This is a genomic window from Streptomyces sp. NPDC032721, from assembly GCF_055579625.1.
Map to the genome: position 1 here is coordinate 45504 of NZ_JBVIMX010000008.1, position 22945 is coordinate 68448.

At 71.8% G+C, this 22945-nt stretch carries 20 protein-coding genes; 9 read left to right on the forward strand and 11 right to left on the reverse strand.

All coding sequences use genetic code 11. The features are described from left to right. Window positions 1-123: 123 nt before the first annotated feature. Both ACZ5PB_RS17925 and ACZ5PB_RS17930 read right to left on the reverse strand, forming a co-directional pair. Window positions 124-615 carry a glutathione peroxidase gene (locus ACZ5PB_RS17925; RefSeq protein WP_468692189.1) on the reverse strand — a complete coding sequence of 164 codons (492 nt, stop codon included), beginning with the start codon at window positions 613-615 and terminating at the stop codon, window positions 124-126. Between the two features lie 73 nt (window positions 616-688). Continuing rightward, window positions 689-1591, reverse strand: a complete 903-nt coding sequence (locus ACZ5PB_RS17930; RefSeq protein WP_468692190.1) for an SIS domain-containing protein — start codon at window positions 1589-1591, stop codon at window positions 689-691. A 169-nt stretch (window positions 1592-1760) separates the two neighbouring features. Here ACZ5PB_RS17930 and ACZ5PB_RS17935 point away from each other — a divergent pair, with 169 nt between their 5' ends. After that, window positions 1761-2861, forward strand: a complete 1101-nt coding sequence (locus tag ACZ5PB_RS17935) for a hypothetical protein (protein ID WP_468692191.1) — start codon at window positions 1761-1763, stop codon at window positions 2859-2861. Between the two features lie 25 nt (window positions 2862-2886). Here ACZ5PB_RS17935 and ACZ5PB_RS17940 read toward each other — a convergent pair whose 3' ends face one another. Next, window positions 2887-3987 (reverse strand): LacI family DNA-binding transcriptional regulator, encoded by a 1101-nt coding sequence (locus tag ACZ5PB_RS17940; RefSeq protein ID WP_468692192.1) that lies wholly within the window; start codon window positions 3985-3987, stop codon window positions 2887-2889. 118 nt (window positions 3988-4105) lie between these two features. Then, window positions 4106-5020 carry a LysR family transcriptional regulator gene (locus ACZ5PB_RS17945; protein WP_468692194.1) on the reverse strand — a complete coding sequence of 305 codons (915 nt, stop codon included), beginning with the start codon at window positions 5018-5020 and terminating at the stop codon, window positions 4106-4108. A gap of 200 nt (window positions 5021-5220) precedes the next feature. Here ACZ5PB_RS17945 and phnA point away from each other — a divergent pair, with 200 nt between their 5' ends. The 3 genes from phnA (at window position 5221) to ACZ5PB_RS17960 (ending at window position 9275) form a co-directional block, all read left to right on the forward strand. Continuing rightward, window positions 5221-6459, forward strand: a complete 1239-nt coding sequence (phnA, locus tag ACZ5PB_RS17950; RefSeq protein WP_468692195.1) for a phosphonoacetate hydrolase — start codon at window positions 5221-5223, stop codon at window positions 6457-6459. Between the two features lie 143 nt (window positions 6460-6602). Then, on the forward strand, window positions 6603-7991 hold the full coding sequence (locus ACZ5PB_RS17955) for an MFS transporter (RefSeq protein ID WP_468692197.1): 1389 nt from the start codon (window positions 6603-6605) through the stop codon (window positions 7989-7991). Window positions 7992-8111: 120 nt separating this feature from the next. Beyond that, window positions 8112-9275 carry a TIGR03364 family FAD-dependent oxidoreductase gene (locus ACZ5PB_RS17960; protein WP_468692198.1) on the forward strand — a complete coding sequence of 388 codons (1164 nt, stop codon included), beginning with the start codon at window positions 8112-8114 and terminating at the stop codon, window positions 9273-9275. A gap of 94 nt (window positions 9276-9369) precedes the next feature. Here ACZ5PB_RS17960 and ACZ5PB_RS17965 read toward each other — a convergent pair whose 3' ends face one another. After that, window positions 9370-9822, reverse strand: a complete 453-nt coding sequence (locus ACZ5PB_RS17965) for a VOC family protein (RefSeq protein WP_468692200.1) — start codon at window positions 9820-9822, stop codon at window positions 9370-9372. 230 nt (window positions 9823-10052) lie between these two features. On the opposite strand from ACZ5PB_RS17965, the gene ACZ5PB_RS17970 reads away from it, so the two are divergent. Then, window positions 10053-10175 carry a hypothetical protein gene (locus ACZ5PB_RS17970; RefSeq protein ID WP_468692705.1) on the forward strand — a complete coding sequence of 41 codons (123 nt, stop codon included), beginning with the start codon at window positions 10053-10055 and terminating at the stop codon, window positions 10173-10175. A 223-nt stretch (window positions 10176-10398) separates the two neighbouring features. On the opposite strand, the gene ACZ5PB_RS17975 is transcribed toward ACZ5PB_RS17970, so the two are convergent. The 4 genes from ACZ5PB_RS17975 to ACZ5PB_RS17990 all read right to left on the reverse strand — a co-directional run bounded on the left by ACZ5PB_RS17975 (window position 10399) and on the right by ACZ5PB_RS17990 (window position 15944). Continuing rightward, window positions 10399-11880: an aldehyde dehydrogenase family protein gene (locus ACZ5PB_RS17975; protein ID WP_468692201.1), complete on the reverse strand. Its 1482-nt coding sequence runs from the start codon at window positions 11878-11880 to the stop codon at window positions 10399-10401. 240 nt (window positions 11881-12120) lie between these two features. Beyond that, complete coding sequence (locus ACZ5PB_RS17980) at window positions 12121-12522, reverse strand: ribosomal maturation YjgA family protein (RefSeq protein ID WP_468692666.1); 402 nt, start codon at window positions 12520-12522, stop codon at window positions 12121-12123. A gap of 5 nt (window positions 12523-12527) precedes the next feature. Next, window positions 12528-13400 (reverse strand): acyl-CoA thioesterase, encoded by an 873-nt coding sequence (locus tag ACZ5PB_RS17985; protein WP_468692203.1) that lies wholly within the window; start codon window positions 13398-13400, stop codon window positions 12528-12530. A gap of 30 nt (window positions 13401-13430) precedes the next feature. Continuing rightward, on the reverse strand, window positions 13431-15944 hold the full coding sequence (locus ACZ5PB_RS17990; protein WP_468692204.1) for a DEAD/DEAH box helicase: 2514 nt from the start codon (window positions 15942-15944) through the stop codon (window positions 13431-13433). Window positions 15945-16217: 273 nt separating this feature from the next. Between ACZ5PB_RS17990 and ACZ5PB_RS17995 the strand changes: the two genes are divergently transcribed. The 4 genes from ACZ5PB_RS17995 to ACZ5PB_RS18010 all read left to right on the forward strand — a co-directional run bounded on the left by ACZ5PB_RS17995 (window position 16218) and on the right by ACZ5PB_RS18010 (window position 19083). Next, the gene (locus ACZ5PB_RS17995; protein WP_468692205.1) at window positions 16218-17009 is read left to right on the forward strand and encodes a metal-dependent hydrolase; all 792 of its coding nucleotides are present in this window, start codon (window positions 16218-16220) and stop codon (window positions 17007-17009) included. A gap of 97 nt (window positions 17010-17106) precedes the next feature. Next, window positions 17107-18078, forward strand: coding sequence for a prolyl aminopeptidase (gene pip / locus ACZ5PB_RS18000; RefSeq protein WP_468692207.1), 972 nt, complete (start codon window positions 17107-17109; stop codon window positions 18076-18078). A gap of 56 nt (window positions 18079-18134) precedes the next feature. Then, on the forward strand, window positions 18135-18548 hold the full coding sequence (locus ACZ5PB_RS18005; protein ID WP_468692209.1) for an SdpI family protein: 414 nt from the start codon (window positions 18135-18137) through the stop codon (window positions 18546-18548). A 79-nt stretch (window positions 18549-18627) separates the two neighbouring features. Next, window positions 18628-19083, forward strand: coding sequence for a gamma-glutamylcyclotransferase family protein (locus ACZ5PB_RS18010; protein ID WP_468692210.1), 456 nt, complete (start codon window positions 18628-18630; stop codon window positions 19081-19083). A gap of 14 nt (window positions 19084-19097) precedes the next feature. On the opposite strand, the gene ACZ5PB_RS18015 is transcribed toward ACZ5PB_RS18010, so the two are convergent. Both ACZ5PB_RS18015 and ACZ5PB_RS18020 read right to left on the reverse strand, forming a co-directional pair. Then, window positions 19098-20915, reverse strand: coding sequence for an ABC transporter ATP-binding protein (locus ACZ5PB_RS18015; RefSeq protein ID WP_468692212.1), 1818 nt, complete (start codon window positions 20913-20915; stop codon window positions 19098-19100). Next, entirely contained in the window at window positions 20912-22786 is a 1875-nt protein-coding gene (locus tag ACZ5PB_RS18020) for an ABC transporter transmembrane domain-containing protein (protein WP_468692214.1), read from the reverse strand. Before ACZ5PB_RS18020 ends, ACZ5PB_RS18015 begins: the two co-directional genes overlap by 4 nt. Window positions 22787-22945 lie beyond the last annotated feature (159 nt).

The following is a 22945-nucleotide window of genomic DNA, read 5'->3' on the forward strand; positions in this document are numbered from 1 at the left end:
AGGGGGGGGGGGGGGGGGGGGGGGGGGGGGGGGGGGGGGGGGGGGGGGGGGGGGGGGGGGGGGGGGGGGGGGGGGGGGGTTGTTGTTGCCCCCCCCCCCCCCCCCCCCCCCCCGCTCGCCCTCTCACGCCTTCGGCAGCTGCGCCTCGATCGCCGCGACGACCACCGTGTCCCCCGGCTCCGTACGCGGCCGGAAGCGGCCGACGGTCTCACCGGCGGGGGAGACGAGGAACTTCTCGAAGTTCCACTGGACGTCCCCGGACTCGCCCTCCGCGTCCGCGAACGACGTCAGCTCCGCGTACAGCGGGTGCCGGTGCTCGCCGTTGACCTCGATCTTCTCCAGGAGCGGGAAGGAGACCCCGTAGCTCGCCGAGCAGAACTCCGCGATCTCCTCCGCGCTCCCGGGCTCCTGGCCCGCGAACTGGTTGCACGGCACGCCGAGGACGGTGAACCCCCGGTCCGCGTACGTCTTCTGGAGCTCCTCAAGGCCGGTGTACTGCGGCGTCAGGCCGCACCTGGACGCGACGTTCACGACCAGGACCGCCTTGCCCTTGTGGGCGGCCAGGCTGGTCGGCTCGCCGGCCAGGGTGCGCAGCGGGATGTCGTACAGGCTCATGCGCTGTGTCCTCCTCGGTTGCTCGGGAGCATCAAATGTCCCGAGACCGCAGGCTAACGCGACCCACCGACAATCAGGCCGCGGCCCCGGTGAGGATCACCGAGCGGGAGAGGTTGCGCGGGCGGTCGGGGTTCATGCGGCGGCGCGCGGCCAGTTCCACCGCGAGCCGCTGCGCACGTACCAGCGAGGCCACCGGGTCGAGCGCGTCCGCGCTGAACAGGGCGCCGGTGGCGGCCACTTCGTCGCCCAGACCGGCCGGCGGCTCGCCGAACGACCAGACCAGGCTGTTCCCGTCGCTGATGCTGATCGGGCCGTGCCGGTACTCCATCGCCGGGTACGACTCGGTCCACGCCCGCGCGGCCTCCCGCAGCTTGAGCGCCGCCTCGTCGGCCAGGCCGACCGTCCAGCCCCGGCCCAGGAAGGTGAACTGGCCGCGGTCCAGCCAGAGCCCCGGCAGCGGCTCCTCCACCGCGAGCTCACCGTCCGTGATCGAGGCGGTGAGGTCGAACCCGAGCCCCGCGCGCAGGAGTTGGAGCGCGGTCGTGGCGAACCGGGTCTGCACGACGGACCGCTCGTCGGCGAAGGAGAGGTCCACGACGGCGTCCGCGTGCCTGGCGACCGGCCCCTCCGGCACGCCGGTCAGGACGAGCGCCGGGATGCGCCCCGACACCTCTTCGAGGAGGGCCAGCACCTCCGTCGTCGTACCGGAGCGGGTGATGGCGACGATCCGGTCGTACGGGCGGCCGAGCGCGGCCTCCGAGGCGGCGTACGCGTCGGTCTCGCCGTGGCCCGCGCGCTCGCGCAGCACGGCGTAGGCGCGGGCCATGTAGAAGGAGGTTCCGCAGCCGACGACGGCGACCCGCTCGCCGGGCTGCGGCAGCCCGTGCCCGGCGACCACGGCGGCGAGTTCGGCCGCCCGGGACCAGCAGGCGGGCTGCGAGGCGATCTCGGCGGTGACGTGGGCAGCGGCGGTCATGGGGGTCTCCCAGGGGTGGTACGGCGTGTACGGACGGGGCGGTGCCGGGCTGATTCTGGTCGCGGACGAGCCGTCCCACAATGAGCAATCAGTGAGCAATAGATGAGTTATCGCGGTGCGCGGGGGCATTGTCAGCGCATTGTCAGTGGTGCCTCCTACGCTCGGGAGCATGAGCAGATGGCTGAGTGACCCCCAGGTTCTGGTGGAGCAGGCCGCCGGGTACCGGGAGCTGGCCGGGCGGGGCGACCTGACCGGACTCGCGCACGCGGTGATCAGGGCGGCCTGCCGCAACGGGTCCATGACCGGACCCGGCGAGGCCAACATGGAGCTGCTGCGCGCGCTCCCCGACGCCGACCGGCTCGCGCTGGGACGGATATGGGCCGACCAGCTGCCCACGGTGCGGGACACGGGCCCGCACACCTTCGAGCAGTTCGGGCGGGACGCGGACTACCTGCGCGCCGAACTCCTGGTGGTGGCGAGCGGTGTGGTCCGCGGGCTCGACCCGGGGCTGCTCGCGGCCGAGCGGCAGGCCAGGCTCGCTCACCTGGCCGGCCGGTTCACGATCGTGTCCGGCAACCGCGACTGGGAGCTGCTGACGGCGGAGCTGGCCGCCGGACGGCCGCCAGGACCCGACGTGCTGGCGGTGTTCCGGCGCACCGCCCTCGACCGGCACGCCGAGCCCGCGCTGCGCGAGGCGATCGCCGTACTCCCGGGCCTCGTGCTCAACCCCGGCGAACCGTGGGCCGACCGGGCGCTGAAGGACCTGGCGTCGGACGCCGAGCCGTGGCACCGGCTGATGGCCCACCGGGCCCCGCTCACCGCCCGCGCCCCTTCGCCGAAGTGGACCCGTACCGCCCGCGAGCTGATCGCCGGGGTCGGCCCCGAGGAGGTGCGCCACCGGCTGTGCGGCTGGTTCGACCTCGTCGGCCTGCCCCGGCCGGTCCCGCTCCGCACCCATCTGCACCACGACATCGACTTCGCCCACCGCGTGGACCCGTACAACTCCCAGGCCCTGCGCGGTCTGGCCTGGCTGCTGCCGCTCCTGCCGCCCGCCCCCGGCACGGCGTCCTCCCTGTCCCGGCTCGCCGACACCGCGCTGACCGCCCTGCCGAGCGGGGCGCCGGCCGCCCCCGAGGTGGCGGAGGCCGCGGTCGTGGCGCTCGGCAGGTACGACGGCGAGGACGGCCGGGCCGAACTGGAGGACCTGGCCATGCGGGTCACCCACCGGATCGTCGCCCGGCGCATCGCCACCGCGCTGACCGGGAGGTGAGCGGGGGAGCCGGGCCCCACCTGGCTCAGTTTTCCGGCGGCTTCTCCAGCCGTGCCCCGCAGGACGCCCGGATCACCAGGTTCGGCCTCAACTGCACCTGGTGGAGCGGGGACGCGTCGCCCTCCGCCAGACGGCGCAGCAGGATCTGGGCGGCCAGCCGGCCCACCTGGAACTTGGGCGGCGAGACCGCGGTGAGGGGGATCTCCGCGACGTCCGCGAACTCGTTGTCGTAGCTGACCAGGGCCAGGTCGTCGGGGGTACGGAGACCGGCCCGGCGGGCGGCCGACTGGACCAGGGCCGCCTCGCGGTCGCCGAAGCACAGGGCGCCGGTGACACTGCCCGCGACCAGGGACGCCACCGACCCGTCCGCCCTCGCCGGGTCCCACTCGTCCATCCGGGCCGTGTCGTACACCGGTGTGTCCAGCCCGAAGTCCCGTACCGCGCGGGCGAATCCGGCCCGGATGGGGGCCGCCGTCGCCGCGTCCGTACGGACCACCAGGCCGAGGCGGGAGTGGCCGAGGGTGCGCAGGTGGCGGACCGCGTCGTACGCGCCGCCCTCGTGGTCCGTGCAGACGTGCTCGGTCGGGTCGCCGGGGCCCGCAGCCGTGAGCCGCCGTTCGACCAGGACGGCGGGGACGGGCAGCGCGAGGAGCTCCTCCGCACGGCGGGCCGGATCGCCCTCGACGTGCAGGCCCGGCACCAGGAGGAGACCGTGCACACCGGACAGCAGGAGTTCGGCGAGCGCGCTGTCCTCCGTACGGCGGTCGTAGTGCGAGCAAGCCAGCACGAACTGGGCGCCCGCCTCCGCCAGGACCTCCTGGATGCCCTGGATGACCCGGGGATAGTAGAGCGTCGTGTCCGGGACCAGGACGCCGATCACCCGCCGGTGGTGCGGGACTCCGGGGACACGGCCGAGGGCGAACGTGCCCGCGCCCTGCCGCCGTTCGACCATCCCCTGGGCGACCAGGTCCTCGTAGGCCCGTCTGACCGTCGTCACCGACAGACCCGTCTCGGTGGCCAGCGCCCGCTCGGTGGGGAGCTTGCTGCCGGGCGGCCAGGTGCCGTCCTGGATGCCGCGCCGCAGATCGGCGGTGAGTTTGCGGAACTTCAGCTCTCGGGCGGTCACGGTTCCCCCAGATCCCGGCACGTCATCATGTAATGCTCCTTGAATCCTATCGTCGCCACTGCCACCGGGGCCGTCGGGATGCCCTTCACCGGGGGTGGCGCCAAGGACCCAACCACCGCTACCCGTGCGGAAGTTCGCGCGGCCAGCTGCCTATCTCGCGGAGCAGGGTCATGAAGGCGCGCTCCGCAGGGGAGAGCAGGCGGTCGCGGCGGCGGACCAGGTTCACCGGGCGCGAGCGCGGGGCGGGGGTCACCGGGACCACGACCAGGGCCCCGGAGCGTACGTCGTCCACCACCGCGTGCTCCGAGATCAGGGTGATCCCGAGCCCGGCCGCCACGCACTGCTTCACTGCCTCGGGACCCCACACGTCACCGTGCGGAACGTCCGCCAACTCCCAGTCCCCCAGGACCTGTTCCTGCAGCTCGCGGGTCTGCGAGCCCGGCTCGCGCAGCAGGAAGCGGGAAGCGCGCAGGTCCCTCGGGTGCACGTCGGCGGAACCGGCCAGCGGGTGCGAGGGGGAGGCGACCACCACCAGCCGTTCGTCGAGGACGGTCTCCACGACGAGCTGGTTCGCGGTCGGGGTGCCGGCGACGACGGCGACGCCGATGCCGCCGCCCAGCAGCCGTTCCAGTACCGCCTCGTTGTTGCCGACGAAGATGTCGCAGATGATGCCCGGGTGTTCCCGCTGGTAGCGGGCGAGCAGCGGGGGCAGCAGATAGGTGCCCACCGTCGTCGTACCGCCGACCAGCAGCCTGCCCGAGGCCAGACCGCTGACCTGCTGCACCGCGGCGACGGCTTCCTCGGCGAGCAGGAAGACCCGCTTGCCGTACTCGGCGAGCACCTCGCCCTCCGCCGTCGGGCGGGTCCGGGCGCCGGAGCGGTCGATGAGGGTGACGCGCAACGACTGTTCCAGGCGGCGCACTTGGTTGGAGACCGACGGCTGGCTCATGTAGAGCTTGCCGGCCGCCGCGGAGAAGCCCTGGTGCTCCACTACCTGCATGAAGATCCACAGCCGGTGGAGGTTGAGCTCCATGTGCCCCCCTTGATCAACTGTGCGCGCGGTGAGCCTAACCGCGATCCGGCCGGATGGGGAGGGGTCGCGGTGGCCTGAATACGGCTATGGCCGCTATAGCAATCCGAGAGGTTCTGGACCCCGTGCGCCGGGTGCTACCTATGTCACACGGGGCGGCAGCCACCGCCCCGCGACTTCGACACACAGAGGTGGATCCGTACATGGAGCAGCTTCAGGTCAACGGCCGCGACTACCCGTGGCCCCGGCGGCCCGTCGTCGTGGTCTGCATCGACGGCAGCGAGGACGCCTACCACGAGCGGGCCATCGCCGACGGGCGGATGCCGTTCCTGGAGAAGATGCTGGAGCGGGGCGCCGATCTGCGCGGCGACTGCACGATGCCGTCGTTCACCAACCCCAACAACATCTCCATCGCCACCGGGCAGCCGCCGGCCGTGCACGGCATCTGCGGCAACTACTTCTACGACACCGAGTCCGGCACCGAGATCATGATGAACGCCCCGGAACTGCTGCGGGTGCCGACCATCTTCTCGGAGTTCTCCCGGGCGGGTGCCAAGGTCGTCTGCATCACCGCCAAGGACAAGCTGCGCCGGCTCCTCGGCCGCGGCCTTCTCGACGGCATCAACTTCTCCGCCGAGAAGGCCGACCAGGTCACCGACGAGGACAACGGCATCACCAAGGTCCTGGAGCGCGTCGGTATGGAACTGCCGTCCGTGTACAGCGCCGAGCTGAGCGAACTGGTCATGGCCGCCGGTGCCGACGTCCTGGAAAAGGACGCCCCGCAGCTGATGTACCTGTCGCTCACCGACTACATCCAGCACAAGCACGCCCCCGGCTCGCCCGTCGCCAACGACTTCTACGGCATGCTCGACGGCTACTTCGAGAAGATCGACGCCCTCGGCGCGGTCCTCGTCGTCACCGCCGACCACGGCATGAACGCCAAGTCCGACGCCGACGGCGTCGCCCAGGTGGTCTTCCTCCAGGACTTTTTCGACCGGAAGCTCGGCGAGGGCACCTCCCGTGTGATCCTCCCGATCACCGACCCCTACACCGTCCACCACGGTGCGCTCGGCTCGTACGCCACCGTGCACCTGCCGGACGGCGCCGACATCGCGGCGCTCGTCGCCGAGGTCGCCGCGATCGACGGCGTCGACACCGTCCTCACCCGCGAGGAGGCCTGCGAGCGGTTCGAGCTGCCGGGCGACCGGATCGGCGACGTCGTCGTCATCGCGACCCGTAACACCGCCCTCGGTACGACGCCCTCGCGCCACGACATCTCGGGCTTCAAGGAGCCGCTGCGCTCGCACGGCGGCCTCACCGAGCAGAAGGTGCCGTTCCTGGTGAACGCCCCCGTCGAGCTGCCCGCCGGACACCGGCTGCGCAACTTCGACGCGTACTGGGTCGGCACCGCCCTCGCGGCGGGCCGCTCCCTCACCGGCTGACCTCCGCCGCCGCAGGACCTCCTCCGCAGTACCCCACTGATCCGGCCCCGGTGCGCCTGCCTGGGCGCGCGCCGGGGCCGCGCCGTGCCCGTACCACCGCTCACCCACCTACCCGTGCACGTCGAGGACAGGACGCCGCCGCCATGGCCGACCTCGTACCACAGCAAGGAACGCAAGGAACGCAAGAGACACCACAGGCCACACAGGCACCACAGACCATCACCACCCGAGAAGCGCTGGACCAGGTCAACCCGGTCCTCGGCTCCGCCCGCGCCTCGCGCTGGCGCTGGCAGATCTTCGCGATCACCTGGGTCGCGTACGCCGGTTTCTACTTCGTACGGCAGGCCTTCTCCGTCGCCAAGCTGGGCATCCTGGACGACCCGGCCGTCAACACCGTTCTCACCAAAGGGGTCCTGGGAGTCATCGACTCCATCTACCTCGCCGCCTATGCGGCGGGACAGTTCCTGTGGGGCATGTGGGCCGACCGGTTCGGGCCGCGCGTCGTCGTCATCGGCGGCATGATCGGGGCGATCGTCGCCGCCTGTCTGATGGGGCTCAGCAGCGCTGTCATCGTCTTCGGCGGGGCCATGGTCCTCCAGGGCCTCTCCCAGTCCGCGGGCTGGGCGCCGCTCTGCAAGAACATGGGCAACTTCTTCACCGTCAAGGAGCGCGGGCGCGTCCTGGGGCTGTGGAGCACCAACTACGCCTTCGGCGGCCTGGCCGCCCCGCCGTTCCTCGGCTGGATGGCGTACTCGGTGTTCGACAGCTGGCAGGCGGCCTTCTTCGCCGGTGCCGCGACCCTCGCCGTCGTACTCGGCCTCTTCCTGCTCTTCCAGCGCAACTCGCCCAAGGACGTGGGGCTCCAGGACCCGGACCACGACCCGAACGCCGTCGTTCCGGCCGCCGGGGACGCCGAGGAGGAGCAGCTCACCGGCCTCGCTCTCTACCATGAGACCCTCCGCGACCGCATGGTCCTCACCCTGGGCCTGTGCTACTTCCTGCTCAAGCCGGCCAGGTACGCGATCCTGCTCTGGGGCCCGGTGATCGTCGCCGAGCGCATCCCCGAGATCGACAAGGCGGGCGCCACACTCATCCCGGTCGCCTTCGGGGTCGCCGGAGTCGTCGCGCCGATCATCATCGGCTGGGTCTCCGACCACGTCTTCACGTCACGCCGGGCGCCCGCCTGCGTCATCGCGCTGGGCATCCTGACTGCGGCGCTGGCCCTGTTCATGCCGCTCACCGCGACCGGCAGCGTCGGCGTCATGATCGCCGTACTGGCCGTCATCGGGGTCTCGGTGTACGCCGCCGACGCGATGATCTCCTGCGTGGCAGCGGTCGACTTCGGCAGCGCCAAGGGTGCCGGTACGGCCGCCGGGCTGGTCAACGGCTGCGGCTCGGTCGGCGCCATCCTGGGCGGGCTGCTGCCCGGGTTCCTGTCCGGCGGCGTCCTGTTCACCCTCTTCGCGGTGGCCGCGCTGCTGGCCGGAGCGCTGATGGTGCCGCACTGGAACAGGGTGCCGAGGGCCGCCTAGCAGCACGGGGAGTCAACTCGCGTGTGGGGCGGCGTTCGCGCGGGCGCCGCCCCGCAGCCGCCCCGTATACACCCCGAATTGATCTTGTACCTGTCGTACGTCTTGAGAAGGGGACCCCGCATGTCTGTCAGGAACACAGTGGTCAGCGCAGCCGTCAACCGTGCCGACACCGCGATTGTCGGAGGCGGCATCGTCGGGCTCGCCCACGCGCTCGCCGCCGCCAAGCGGGGTGACAAGGTCGTCCTGTTCGAGCGCGACGACTACGCGGTGGGCGCCTCCATCCGCAACTTCGGCATGATCTGGTCCGTCGGACAGCAGCGCGGCGCCATGTACGACCGGGGACTGCGCAGCCGTGCCGTATGGCAGGAGATCTCGGAGAAGACCGGACTGTGGGCCGCGCCCACCGGCTCCCTCCACCTCGCCCACCACCCCGACGAGGTCGCGGTCCTGGAGGAGTTCGTCGACATCACCGAGCCGGCCCGCGCCAACGGCACCAAAATGATCACCGCGCAGGAGGCGCTGGAGCGCAGCTCCACCGCCGTCGAGGACGGACTGCTCGCCGCGATGTGGAGCCCTACCGAGCTGAATGTGGACCCGCGCCGCGCGATACCGGCCGTCGCCGAGTACCTGATCAGCGAGTACGGGGTCGACATCCGCTTCGGCACCACGGTGCGCGGCATCGACCTGCCCACCGTGTCGACCACCGCGGGCGACTGGCGGGTGGACAACGTCTTCGTGTGCAGCGGCAACGACTTCGAGACCCTCTACCCCGAGGTGTTCTCCGAGGCCGGCATCGTCCGCTGCAAGCTCCAGATGATGCGCACCGGCGCCCAGCCCGACGGGTGGGAGCTCGGCCCGATGCTCTGCGGCGGCCTCACCCTGCTGCACTACGCGGCCTTCGACGACTGCACCTCGCGCACCGAGCTGGCGAACCGGATGGGGGAGCAGTACCCCTTCCACCGGGAGAACGGCATCCACGTCCTGCTCTCCCAGACCGCCGACGGCCGCCTCACCATCGGCGACAGCCACGCGTACGCCAGGACCCTCGACCCGTTCGAGAGCGAGGAGATCAACCGGGCCGTCCTGGACTACCTGGGCACCTTCGCCAAGCTCCCGAAGCCGGAGATCACCGAGCGCTGGGTCGGCTTCTACCCGTCCCTGCGCGACGGCCGCACCGAGCTCGTGGTGAACCCGGAGCCGGGCGTCACCGTCGTCAACGGGGTGGGCGGGGCGGGGATGACGCTGTCGTTCGGGCTGGCGCAGGAGCTGATCCCGAGCAGCTGAATCCCCGCCTGACGGACCCTCAAAGAGCCGGGCCCCGGCGGTGGTCGACCACCGCCGGGGCCCGGCCTTCGCGGTCCGGCCCGGCCCTCTCCCGTCAGCCCTTCGGTTGCGGTACGGGGTCCTCGCCGAACACCCACGGCGCGAGGACGACGAGCCAGCCGTCCGGATCCGCGAAGAGCACCGAACCCCGTTCCGGCCAGTACGCGTTGGCCGCCTCGACCGGTTCGTGTCCGCGCGCCCGCAGCCTGGCTACGGCCGCCTCGACGGCCTCGGGTCCGCGCAGGTACAGCACGAGCTGGTTCTCCGGGTGCGGCTCCGGTATGTGCGGCGGATTGCCGTGCTGGGTGATCTCCATGTGCACGGGGGTGCCGGGCAGCCCGAGCACGACCCCGTCGTATCCGTCGTGCCCCTCGTCGCCGCGCCAGGCCGCCAGTACGGGAAGCTCCAGGTCGTCGCGGTAGAAGGCGAGGACTTCGTCGTAGTGGGCGGTGGGGCGCGCGAAGCGCACGGCGCCCACGTCGAGGTGTTTCGGCCAACTGTTCGTCATGCGCGGAAGTATGCACGAACCGTACGGGGCCCGTGATCGGCCCTGAGGTGCGGCTCTCCTCGGCCGTGCGGACCAGGTCGAAAGTCGGCCGATACCGGCCCGCGCGCCCTTCCCCCGACAGCCCGGCGGTTGACGGGCCGCCGTCTCCGGACGCACCCTCGAAATATAGGTGCCCGATACAGCTGGTTGGCCCTGAAGCGGGCCGGCCCGGATGCAGGAGGAGCCCCCGCATGTGCGGAATCAGCGGATGGATCTCGTACGACCGTGAACTGCGCGCCGAGCAGCACGTCGTCGACGCCATGACCGAGACCATGGAATGCCGCGGCCCCGACGACCGCGGCACCTGGATATGAGAAGAGTCCCGCGCGCATCGGCGAACTGGCCGCCAAGGTGCCCTGCTCGCAGCCCACCGCCACCGCGGCCGTCGTCGCGCTGGAGAACCGGGGCCTGGTGTGCCGCGAACCCGACCCCACCGACGGCCGGGCGTCGTCGGTCCGGCTCACCGGGCGAGGCCCGCGCAGTGACCTCGCTGGCCCCGCTGCTGCGCAGACTCGCGGAGGCGGCGGAACCCGGTACTCAGTAACTGATGCAGGCCGAGTGCCACTCCGTATAGAAGTCGAACACCTCCGGCGAGCACTCCGGCGGCCCGTACTGCGAGGCCTTCGAGCCGACGTGCGGCAGATGCGCGTACGCGCCCACCCCGGGCCGGTTGACGTGCAGCATGCCCGCCTCGAAGCGGTCGATCGCCTCAAAGGCGCGCGACTGGGACGCGGTGAAGATGGTCCCGGACATGCCGTACTTCACCGAGTTGGCGATCTCCATGGCATTCTCGAAGCCATCGGCGTCGATCACCGCGAGGACGGGCCCGAAGACCTCCTCCTGCGCCAACTCGCTGTCCCACGCCACCCGTACGACGGTCGGCTGCACGTAACAGCCCTCGGGCAGGTCCTCGCGGACCTCCATCTCCCCGCCGCACAGCACCGTCCCGCCGTCGCGGACGGCGCCCGCGACGGCGTCCAGCGCGGCGTCGAGCCGGGCGGTGTTCACCACGGGGCAGATCCTCGCGTCCGGATCGTCGCCGGGGCCGACCCGCAGCTTCGCGAGCCTCGGCAGCAGGCGCTCCAGGAACTCGTCCCGTACGCGTACGTCGACCACGGCCCGGCTGGTCGCACTGCACCGCTGCCCGGCCTGCCCGAACGCCCCCTTGACCACCGCGTCCACGGCCTTGTCGAGGTCGGCGTCGTCGCACACGATGACGGCGTTCTTGCCGCCCAACTCCAGTTGCGTACGCAGCAGTCGGTGCGCTCCGCCCTGGTGGATGGCGGTGCCCACGGCCAGCGAACCGGTGAAGCTGATACCGGCCACGGCGGGGTTCGCGACGAGCGCCTCACCGGCCGCCACATCGCCCTGGACGAGGTTGAGCACCCCGTCCGGCACTCCCGCCTGCTGGAAGACCTCCACCAGCAGCGCGGACGAAAGGGGGGTGAGCGGCGACGGCTTGAGTATCGCGGTGCACCCGGCGAGCAGCGCGGGGGCCACCTTCCACATGGGGATGGCGAGCGGGAAGTTCCACGGGGCGATGAGCCCGACGACACCGATCGCCTTGCGGAAGGTGAACGCGAAGGTCCGCTCCTCCTCGGCCGGGGCCGTCACCCCGCCCAGCAGCCGGGCCTGCCCAGCGGTGAACTCCAGTATCGCGCGCGCCCGTTCGACCTCGCCCCGGGCCTCGGCGAGGAGCTTGCCCTGCTCGCGGGTGATGGCGGCGGCGACCTCATCGGCGCGCTCACCGAGGATGCGGTGCGCCTCGCTGAGGTACGCAGCCCGCCTGACGGGCCCGAGACCGCGCCAGGAGGCGAGGGCGGCCGACGCGGCGTCGACCGCGTGGTCGACGTCCACCCCGCCGGACTCGGTGAACTCGCCGATCACATCGGCGAAGTCGGCCGGATTGACGTTCTCCCGGGTCTGCCCGGACTCCGCGGCCACCCACTGCCCGTCGATGAAATTGAGCCGCAGGTGCTGTGCGACCGCGAGACTTTTACGCTCCACAACGGGTGCCATGCCCTCCCCTTCGCTGGACCGGGCCGGCGCCGGCGCCGGCCCGTTTCTCGAAGAACGTGGCCAGACTCGCGCAGGAAGGGGGCGCCCACAACGGCGGATTAGGGTATGCCGCCAATAGCCGCGCCCTATCGACCACTCCGCCGACCACGCCGCCGACCGGGCCCGCGGGCGGGGTCGCGCCTGCGGCGGGCAGTGCCCCTCCCCGCCCCTTCACCTAAACCGCTCCGCGGGGCCAGGGGTTCACCGCGCGCGGGTCGGTGGGTGGTTGCTCGCGCAGTTCCCCGCGCCCCCGGGGAGCAGCGTATGCAGGCCGAGGGCGGCGGTCGCCCCGACTGCGTACCAGAGCAGGTCCGGGGCGTTGAAGGTCGAGCCGAGGGCCAGTCGCGCGAGGGTGCTCCTTGCGCTCAACTCCGCGGGGAGCGGCGTCAGCTGGGCGAATTCCACCGCCCAGCTGATTCCCAGCGCGAGCGCCGCCGCGCGCCATGGGCGGATCCGGGGTGCCGCCGCAACCACGAGCGCGTACAGCAACACCGTGTACAGCGCGTCCCCCGCGTACTTCGCGAAGTCTCCCGAACCGGCGGCCCGGATGCCGAGAGCGGCGGCGATGGTGATCGCCGCCGCTCCCAGCGCGCCCAGGCGCATGCGGATCAAGCGGGCAGCTTCCGGAACAGCCCCTCCTGGACCACCGACACCAGCAACTGTCCCTCGCGGTCGTAGATCCGGCCGCGGGCCAGGCCCCGGCCGCCCGTGGCGATCGGGGACTCCTGGTCGTACAGGAACCACTCGTCCGCACGGAACGGGCGGTGGAACCACATCGCGTGGTCCAGGGAGGCGATGTCGAAGTTGCGGGAGCCCCAGAGGGGTTCGACGGGGAGGCGGACCGCGTCGAGGAGGGTGGTGTCGCTCGCGTACGCCAGTGCGCACGTGTGGACCAGTTGGTCGTCGCCGAGCGGGCCGACCGCGCGCATCCACACCGCGCTGCGCGGCTCCGCGCCCTCGATCTCCTCGCGGGTCCAGCGCAGGCCGTCGACGTAACGGATGTCGAAGGGCTGGCGGCGGGCCATGCGTTCCAGTTGTTCGGGCAGGGCGCCCAGGTGTTCGCGGATCTCCTCGGCGACCGTGGGGAGGGTCTCCGGGTCCGGGACCTCGCGGCGGGGCGGGAGCTGGTGCTCGATGCCGCCGTCCTCCGGCTTGTGGAAGGAGGCAGTCAGGTTGAAGATCGTGCGGCCCTGCTGGACGGCGGTGACCCGGCGGGTGGTGAAGGAGCGGCCGTCGCGCACCCGCTCCACCTGGTAGACGATCGGCACCCCGGGGCGGCCGGGGCGCAGGAAGTACGCGTGCAGGGAGTGGACGGGGCGGTCGCCCTCGGTGGTGCGGCCCGCGGCGACCAGGGCCTGGCCCGCGACCTGGCCGCCGAAGACACGCTGGAGGTGTTCCTGGGGGCTGGCCCCGCGGAAGATATTGACCTCGATCTGCTCCAGGTCGAGCAGATCGACGAGTCTCTCGGCCGGATTCGTCATGGTGTGGACTCCCAGGTTCGCGTACGGGTTCTAGAGCTGGCCGACGGACGTTACCCGGACGACCGCCCGGGCTTCCTCGTCGGACGCCGCCAGGTCGATCTCGGCGCTGATGCCCCAGTCATGGTCGCCCGCCGGGTCGGCGAACGCCTGCCGGACCCGCCACAGTCCGTGTGCCGTGTCCTCCTCGATCATCAGGAGCTTGGGGCCGCGCGCGTCCGGGCCCGTACCGAGGTCGTCGTGCTCGTCCCAGTACGCGTCCATGGCCTCGCCCCACGCGTCCTCGTCCCAGCCGGACTCGGCGTCCAGCTCGCCCAGTGCGTGGACGTTGTCGAGGGCGGCCAGTTCCACGCGGCGGAACATGGCGTTGCGGACCAGGACGCGGAAGGCGCGTGCGTTGGCCGTGACCGGCTTGACCTGGTCGGCCTTCTCCTGCGCCTGCTCGGCCGTCTCGATCTCGGGGTTGGCCAGCTGCTCCCACTCGTCGAGCAGGGAGGAGTCGACCTGGCGGACCAGCTCGCCCAGCCAGGCGATCAGGTCCTGGAGGTCCTCCGACTTGAGGTCGTCGGGGATGGTGTGCTCCAGGGCCTTGTACGCGCTCGCCAGGTAGCGCAGCACGATGCCCTCGGTGCGGGCCAGCTCGTAGTGCGAGGTGAACTCCGCGAAGGTCATGGCCCGTTCGTACATGTCACGGATGACCGACTTGGGGGAGACCGGGTGGTCGCCGACCCACGGGTGGCTCTTGCGGTAGACGTTGTACGCGTGCCAGAGGAGCTCTTCGAGGGGCTTGGGGTACGAGACCTCCTGGAGGCGCTCCATCCGCTCCTCGTACTCCATGCCGTCGGCCTTCATCTGGCCGATGGCCTCGCCGCGCGCCTTGTTCTGCTGTGCGCCCAGGATCTGGCGCGGGTCGTCGAGGGTGGACTCGACGACCGAGACCATGTCGAGCGCGTACGACGGCGACTCGGGGTCCAGGAGGTCGAAGGCGGCCAGCGCGAATGTCGACAGGGGCTGGTTGAGGGCGAAGTCCTGCTGGAGGTCGACCGTCAGGCGGACGATGCGGCCCTCGGCGTCGGGCGTGTCGAGCCGCTCGACGACCCCGCCGTCGAGCAGCGAGCGGTAGATGGCGATGGCGCGGCGGATGTGGCGCAGCTGCGCCTTGCGCGGCTCGTGGTTGTCCTCAAGGAGGCGGCGCATCGCCTCGAAGGCGTTGCCGGGACGGGCGATCACCGACAGCAGCATGGTATGGGTGACGCGGAAACGGCTGGTCAGCGGCTCCGGGTCGGAGGTGATCAGCTTGTCGAAGGTGGTCTCGGACCAGGCGACGAAGCCCTCGGGAGCCTTCTTCCTGACCACCTTGCGGCGCTTCTTCGGGTCGTCGCCCGCCTTGGCGAGCGCCTTCTCGTTCTCCACGACGTGCTCGGGGGCCTGGGCGACGACGAAACCGGCCGTGTCGAAGCCGGCCCGGCCCGCGCGGCCCGCGATCTGGTGGAACTCGCGGGCCCGCAGGGTGCGCACGCGCGTGCCGTCGTACTTGGTGAGGGCGGTGAACAGCACCGTGCGGATGGGGACGTTGACGCCGACGCCGAGTGTGTCCGTACCGCAGATGACCTTCAGCAGTCCGGCCTGCGCCAGCTTCTCCACCAGGCGGCGGTACTTCGGCAGCATGCCCGCGTGGTGCACCCCGATGCCGTGGCGGACGTAACGCGACAGGTTCTGGCCGAACTTGGTGGTGAAGCGGAAGTTGCCGATCAGATCGGCGATCTTCTCCTTCTCCTCCTTGGTGCACATGTTGATGCTCATCAGCGACTGCGCCCGCTCCACGGCCGCCGCCTGCGTGAAGTGCACGATGTAGACCGGGGACTGCCGGGTGTCGAGCAGCTCGGTGAGCGTCTCGGTGATCGGCGTCATCCGGTACTCGTAGGAGAGGGGGACCGGACGGGTGGCCGAGCGGACGACCGCGGTCGGGCGGCCGGTGCGCCGGGTGAGGTCCTTCTCGAACATCGAGACGTCGCCGAGCGTCGCCGACATCAGGATGAACTGCGCCTGCGGCAGCTCCAGGATCGGGATCTGCCAGGCCCAGCCGCGGTCCGCCTCCGCGTAGAAGTGGAACTCGTCCATCACGACCTGGCCGATGTCGGCGTCCTTGCCGTCGCGCAGCGCGATCGAGGCGAGGACCTCGGCGGTGCAGGCGATGACCGGGGCGTCGGAGTTCACGGAGGCGTCGCCGGTGAGCATGCCGACGTTCTCGTGACCGAACAGCTTGGCGAGCTCGAAGAACTTCTCCGACACCAGTGCCTTGATCGGCGCCGTGTAGAAGGTGACCTTGTCCTGAGCCAGCGCCGTGAAGTGCGCACCCGCCGCGACCAGGCTCTTTCCGGAACCGGTCGGCGTGGACAAGATCACATTCGCACCGGTGACCACCTCCATCAGCGCCTCTTCCTGCGCCGGGTAGAGCGTGATGCCCTGGTCCTCGGCCCAGGACGAGAAGGCCTCGAAGAGGGTGTCGGGGTCGGCGTTCGGCGGGAGCTGATCGATAAGGGTCACGCCCCCATCTTGCCTGGCGTCGTCACGGATCGGGCAACCGGAGGGCCACGCCAAGATCATCCTGGATAGGGTGACGGGTCAGCCCGTCGCGGCCCCGGCGCCAACTCGGCAGCCCGGTGCGGGGAATGGGAACCACCGTGGCCGTCGCCGCGGTCCACACGGCAACGGGGCGGACACGAGCGCGGGCACAAGCACCGGCACCGGCACCAGTACGAGCACGAGGCGGGGAACGAGCATGAGGCGGGTACGAACGAGGATGAAGCGGGTACGGCGATGATGGGTCCGGCGCACTCACTGTCCGGGGCGGCCGCCTGGCTGGGGGTGGGCGCGGGCGCGGCGGCCTGGGGCCACCCGATGCCCTGGCCCGTCCTGGTCGTCGGCGCACTGATCTGCGCGGGAGCGGCACTCGCCCCCGACCTCGACCACAAGTCCGCGACGATCTCGCGGGCCTTCGGCCCGATCTCGCGGGCCCTGTGCGAGATCGTCGACAAACTCTCGCACGCCGTCTACAAGGCCACCCGGATGTCCGGCGACCCCCGGCGCAACGGCGGCCACCGCACCCTCACCCACACCTGGGTGTGGGCGGTCGGCATCGGCGCGGGCTGTTCGGCGGCGGCGATCTGGGGCGGCCGCTGGGCGGTGCTGGCCATCCTCTTCGTCCACCTGGTGCTCGCGGTGGAGGGCCTGCTGTGGCGGGCCGCCCGGGTCTCCAGCGACGTACTGGTGTGGCTGCTCGGCGCGACCAGCGCGTGGATCCTGGCCGGGGTGCTCGACAAGCCGGGCAACGGCGCGGGCTGGCTGTTCGACGCACCGGGCCAGGAGTACCTGTGGCTCGGCCTGCCGATCGTGCTGGGCGCGCTGGTGCACGACATCGGGGACGCGCTGACCGTCTCGGGCTGCCCGATCCTGTGGCCCATCCCGATCGGCCGCAAGCGCTGGTACCCGATCGGCCCGCCGAAGGCGATCCGCTTCCGGGCAGGCAGCTGGGTGGAGATAAAGGTGCTGATGCCGGTGTTCATGCTGCTCGGGGGAGTGGGCGGGGCGGCGGCGCTCAACTTCATCTGAGGAGGCCCGGACCCCCGCATCGCCCGGAACCGCGGCGGTACGGTGGTCCGGGCCCGAGCTCCGGCCCACCCCTTCCCGCCCCCGGAGGTCCCGGCCGATGCCCTACCCGTACCCGATGACCGAACCGTACGACCAAGGTCTCCTCGACGTCGGCGACGGCAACCACATCCACTGGGAGGTCTCCGGCAACCCGGACGGCAAGCCCGCCGCCGTCGTGCACGGCGGTCCCGGATCCGGCAGCGGCCCGGGCAACCGCAGGTCCTTCGACCCGGACCGCTACCGCCTGGTCCTCTTCGACCAGCGCGGCTGCGGGAAGAGCACCCCGCACGTGGCGGACCCGACGACCGGCCTGGAGCACAACACCACGGCCCACCTGGTCGCCGACATGGAGAAGCTCCGCACGCACCTGGGGATCGAGCGGTGGCTGCTGTTCGGCGGATCGTGGGGATCGACCCTGATCCTGGCGTACGCGCAGGCGTTCCCCGAGCGGGTCACGGAGATCGTCCTGGCCGGGGTCACCACGACCCGCCGCTCGGAGACGGCGTGGCTGTACGGGGGAGCGGGCCGGTTCTTCCCCGAGGCGTACGACCGTTTCCTGGGCGGCCTGCCGGAGGCGGAGCGCGATGATCCGGTGGCCGCGTACGCGCGCCGGGCCTCCAGCACCGACCTGGCCGTACGGGACAAGGCGGTCGCGGACTGGTGCGCCTGGGAGGACGCGGTGCTCGGGCTCGAACCGGTCGGAACGGCGACCAAGGTCTACGGCGACCGGCCGGAGCGCGGCCGGATCTCCCTGGTGCGGATCGCGTCGCACTACTTCGCGCACGGGGCGTGGCTGGAGGAGGGGGCACTGCTGCGGGACGCCGGGCGGCTGGCCGGGATCCCCGGGGTGCTCCTGCAGGGCCGCCACGACTTCGCGGGGCCGCCGGACACGGCGTGGGAACTGGCGAAGCGCTGGCCGGGCGCGGAGCTCCGCATCTTCGACGACTCGGGACACCGGGGCGGGCAGGGGATGGGGGCGGCGATCGGGGAGGCGCTGGAGCGGTTCGCGAAGTTCGCGAAGGAGGAGTAGGGGAGTCCGTGCCGCCACCATGTACCGATGACATCTACGTTCTTGGAGGACGAGCCATGGACCCGGCCGCGGGATTGGTGTTCGGTGCGGGGCTGTTCACGCTGGGCCTGGTGGTTCGGTATCTGAGGAACCAGGTCACGAGCGGCGGCATCCAGCGGAACTCCGCGGTCGGCATCAGGACCAGGGCCACCATGGCCTCGGACGCCGCGTGGGAGAAGGGGCACGCCGCATCGGCTCCCCTGCTGACGGCAACCTTCCGCACGGCCCATGCGGCGGGAACCGTTTCGGTGGTGCTGGGGGTGGTGATGATGGTGACCGACGGCCGGAACCCGGCCGTCCTGATCATCCCGGCGTGCGGACTCGTCGCGGTTCTCGGGCTCCTCGTCGCAGCTTCGGTCACGGCGAACGCGGCTGCGCGCGAGGTGTGCGATTCCGGGAGGCCGGGCCGCGGTGCGCGAGGAGGGGGCTGACGCCGGGGAGTGTGCCGGGCAGGATGGCGGTCACCTCGGCCCCGTTCCCCGGGAGGCTCCGCACATGCCCGATCCGCACATGTCTGACCCGTACACGTCCGATCCGCGCACACCCGAACCGCGCACACCCGAACCGCACACGCCCGGTCGGATCGGGCGCCCCGACGTGCTCTTCGTGTACGGCACGCTGCGCTTCCCGGAGGTGCTGGGGGCGCTGCTCCGGCGGACACCGTCCGGCGTGGCCGCCCGTGCGCCGGGCTGGCGGGCGGCCGCGCTGGAACAGCGCCCCTACCCCGGGCTGGTGGCCGCCCCCGGGAGCGTCACGCAGGGCCTGCTCCTGCGGGACCTGACGGTGCGCGAATGGCGGATCCTCGACGACTACGAGGGACCCGAGTACGCACTGCGCCGGATCGCCCTGGAGGGCGGGACGCACGGCTGGACGTACGTCTGGGCCGGTACGGGCGTCCGCCCGGACACCTGGGACGCGGAGGACTTCCGCACGCACGGGTTGCCCGGGTTCCTCGCGCTCCTGTGACCTGCCCGTGTGCCCTACCCGTGCCAGGACCGCCACAGGGCCGCGTACGCGCCGTCCGCCGCCACCAGTTCCTCGTGGCTGCCGAGTTCCGCGATCCGGCCGTCCTCCACCACCGCGATCACATCGGCGTCGTGCGCCGTGTGCAGCCGGTGGGCGATGGCGATCACCGTGCGGCCCTCCAGCACCCTCGCCAGCGACCGTTCCAGATGGCGCGCCGCCCTCGGGTCCAGCAGCGACGTGGCCTCGTCGAGGACCAGCGTGTGCGGATCCGCCAGCACCAGCCGCGCCAGCGCGATCTGCTGCGCCTGCGCCGGGGTCAGCGCGAAACCGCCCGAGCCGACCTCCGTGTCGAGACCGTCCTCCAGCGCTCGCGCCCAGCCGTCCGCGTCCACGGCACCGAGCGCCGCCCACAGCGCGGCGTCCTCGGCCCCGGACCTGGCCAGCCGCAGGTTGTCCCGCAGCGAGCCCACGAAGACGTGGTGCTCCTGGTTGACCAGCGCGACGTGCGACCGCACCTTCTCCGCAGGCATCGCCGCCAACTCGGCGCCGCCCAGCGTCAGTTCGCCGATACGCGGCGCGTAGATGCCCGCCATCAGCCGACCCAGCGTCGACTTCCCCGCCCCGGACGGGCCGACGAGCGCGACCCGGGTCCCCGGCGCCACGTCCAGCGACACCTGGTGCAGTACGTCGACGCCCTCGCGGTACCCGAAGTGCACGTCGTCCGAGCGCAGTTGGCGCCCGTCCGGCGTCACGTCCGCGTCACCCGCGTCCGGCTCGATGTCCCGTACGCCGACCAGCCGTGCCAGGGACACCTGGGCCACCTGCAGCTCGTCGTACCAGCGGAGGATCAGGTTCACCGGATCGACCAGCATCTGCGCCAGCAGCGCGCCCGTGGTCAGCTGACCGACCGTCATCCAGCCTTCCAGGACGAAGATTCCGCCGATGACGACCGAGGCGCACAGGATGGTGATGTGGGTGATGTTGATGACGGGGAACAGCACGGTGCGCAGGTACATCGTGTACCGCTCCCACGCCGTCCACTCCTTGACCCGCTGCTCCGAGAGCGCCACCCGGCGCGCCCCGAGCCGGTGCGCCTCGATGGTGCGGCCCGCGTCGACCGTCTCGGCGAGCACGGCCGCGACCGCCGCGTAGCCCGCCGCCTCCGAGCGGTACGCCGACGGCGCCCGCTTGAAGTACCAGCGGCAGCCCACCACCAGCACCGGCAGCGCGACGACCACCGCGAGCGCCAGCGGCGGCGCGGTCGCGGTGAGGCCGGCGATCAGCAGCGCCGCCCACACCACACCGATCGCCAGCTGCGGCACCGCCTCGCGCATCGCGTTGGCCAGCCGGTCGATGTCGGTGGTGATGCGCGACAGCAGGTCGCCGGTGCCCGCCCGCTCCAGCACGCCCGGCGGCAGGCCCACCGACCGTACGAGGAAGTCCTCGCGCAGGTCCGCGAGCATCTCCTCGCCGAGCATCGCCCCGCGCAGCCGGGTCTGCCGCACGAAGACCGCCTGGACGACGAGTGCCACCGCGAACAGGGCGGCCACCCGCTCCAGATGGAGTTCCGCCGCCCCTGCGGTCAGGTCCTCGATCACCTGGCCGAGGAGGTACGGTCCCGCCATCGACGCCACCACCGCGAGGGTGTTCAGCGCGATGAGCACGAGGAACGCCGTGCGGTGACGCCTCATCAGATCGCCCACGTACGACCTGACGGTCGCCGGACTGCCGACGGGCAGGGTGGTCGCGGACTCGGGGGCCGCCGGGTCGTACTCCGGGGGCGCCACCCCGAATCCGGTGGCCCTCCCGGCCCCTGTGGTGGCGCTGCTCATGCCGATTCCTCGATCTCTTCCAGTTCCTTCAACCTGACCACGTCCGCGCCCTGTTGCCCGGCTTCCTCGTCCGTCTCGCGGGTGACGACCGCCCGGTAGCGCGGCTCGGTGTGCAGCAGTTCGCGGTGCTCGCCGACCGCCACGACCTCACCGTCGTGGAGGAAGACCACGCGTTCCGCTTGGTCGAGCAGCAGCGGGGAGGAGGCCAGGACGACGGTCGTGGAACCCGCCCTGAGCCGTTGGACACCCGCTGCTACCCGGGCTTCGGTGTGCGAGTCGACGGCGGACGTCGGCTCGTCGAGTACCAGTACCTCCGGATCGGTCACCAACGAGCGCGCCAGGGCGAGGCGTTGGCGCTGACCGCCGGAGAGCGACCGGCCGCGCTCGGTGATCCTGGTGTTCATCGGGTCGCCGTCGCTCTGGGCCGACGCCTGCGCCAGGGCCGCCAGTACGTCCGTGCACTGGGCGGCGTCGAGGGCGTCCTCGGCGGACACCTTCCCCGAGGCGGGCACGTCGAGCAGCTCGCGCAGGGTGCCCGACAGCAGCACCGGATCCTTGTCCTGTACGAGGACACTGGCGCGGGCGGCGTCCAGCGGCAGTTCGTCGAGGGCGACCCCGCCGAGCAGCACGGACCGTACCTTCCGCGTCTCGTCCTCGCTGTCCTCGCTGTCCTCGCTGTCCTTGCGGCCCTCGCCGTCCTCGCGCTCCTCGGCGCCCGCCGGATGCCCGCCGAGCCGCTCCGCCAGCCGGCCCGCCACGTCCGGGTCGCCGCACACCACGGCGGTGAACACCCCGCCGGGGGCCAGCAGTCCGGTCACCGGGTCGTACAGGTCACCGGTCGGCGACTGCGCGGCCCCGAGCCCGTCGCCGGGTGCGGTGCGGCGCAGGGCCAGCACCCGGGCCGCGCGCTTCGCGGACGGCCTGGAGAAGGAGTACGCCATCGCGATCTCCTCGAAGTGGCGCAGCGGGTACATCAGGAGCGTCACCGCGCTGTAGACGGTGACCAGTTCGCCGACCGACACCGTTCCGGCCAGGGCGAGCGTCGCCCCGTACCAGACCACCGAGATCAACAGCAGTCCCGGCAGCAGCACCTGCACCGCCGCGATCAGCGCCCACATCCGGGCACTGCGGACGGCGGCCTTCCTGACCTCCTGGGAGGCCTCGCGGTAGCGGCCGAGGAACAGCTCCTCGCCGCCGATGCCGCGCAGCACCCGCAGTCCGGCGACCGTGTCGGACGCCAACTCCGTTGCCCGGCCCGCCTTCTCGCGCTGGAGGTCGGCGCGCTGGGTGGCCCTGGGCAGCAGCGGCAGCACGGCGAGTGCCAGCGCGGGGACGCCGATCGCGACGACCACGCCCAGTGCGGGCTGGTAGAACAGCAGGCCGACGCAGACGATCACCAGGGTCATCAAGGCCGCCGCGAACCGCGACAGCGCCTCGACGAACCAGCCGATCTTCTCGACATCGCCGGTCGACACCGCCACCACCTCGCCCGCCGCGACCCGCCGGGTCAGGGCCGCGCCCAGCTCGGCGGTCCTGCGGGCCAGCAGCTGCTGGACCCGGGCGGCGGCGGTGATCCAGTTGGTCACCGCCACGCGGTGCAGCATGGTGTCGCCGACCGCGACCGCCACCCCCAGCAGGGCCAGCAGTCCGGCGGCCAGCGCGAGGCGCTTGCCGGAACCGTCGACGACCGCCTGCACGGCGATGCCGACCCCCAGCGGCAGCCCGGCCACCCCGATCTGGTGCAGCAGCCCCCAGCCGACGGCCTTGAGCTGCCCGCCGAGCTGGTTGCGGCCCAGCCACAGCAGGAAACGGCCCCCGGAGCGGACATCGGGTTCGCCGGGGTCGGAATACGGAAGGTCTTTGATCTGCATGGGGCCCTACGGCTCGGGGGTGCGGGAACTGCGCGACGGGTGGCGCAAACCGTGCAAGGTTCGCGCTCCGACCCCGGCCGGGGCAATCGATTTATGCCCGGGACAGCCCGGAACGCGCCAATATCCACCGCGTGCCCGCGCCGGAACCCCTGGCGCTCC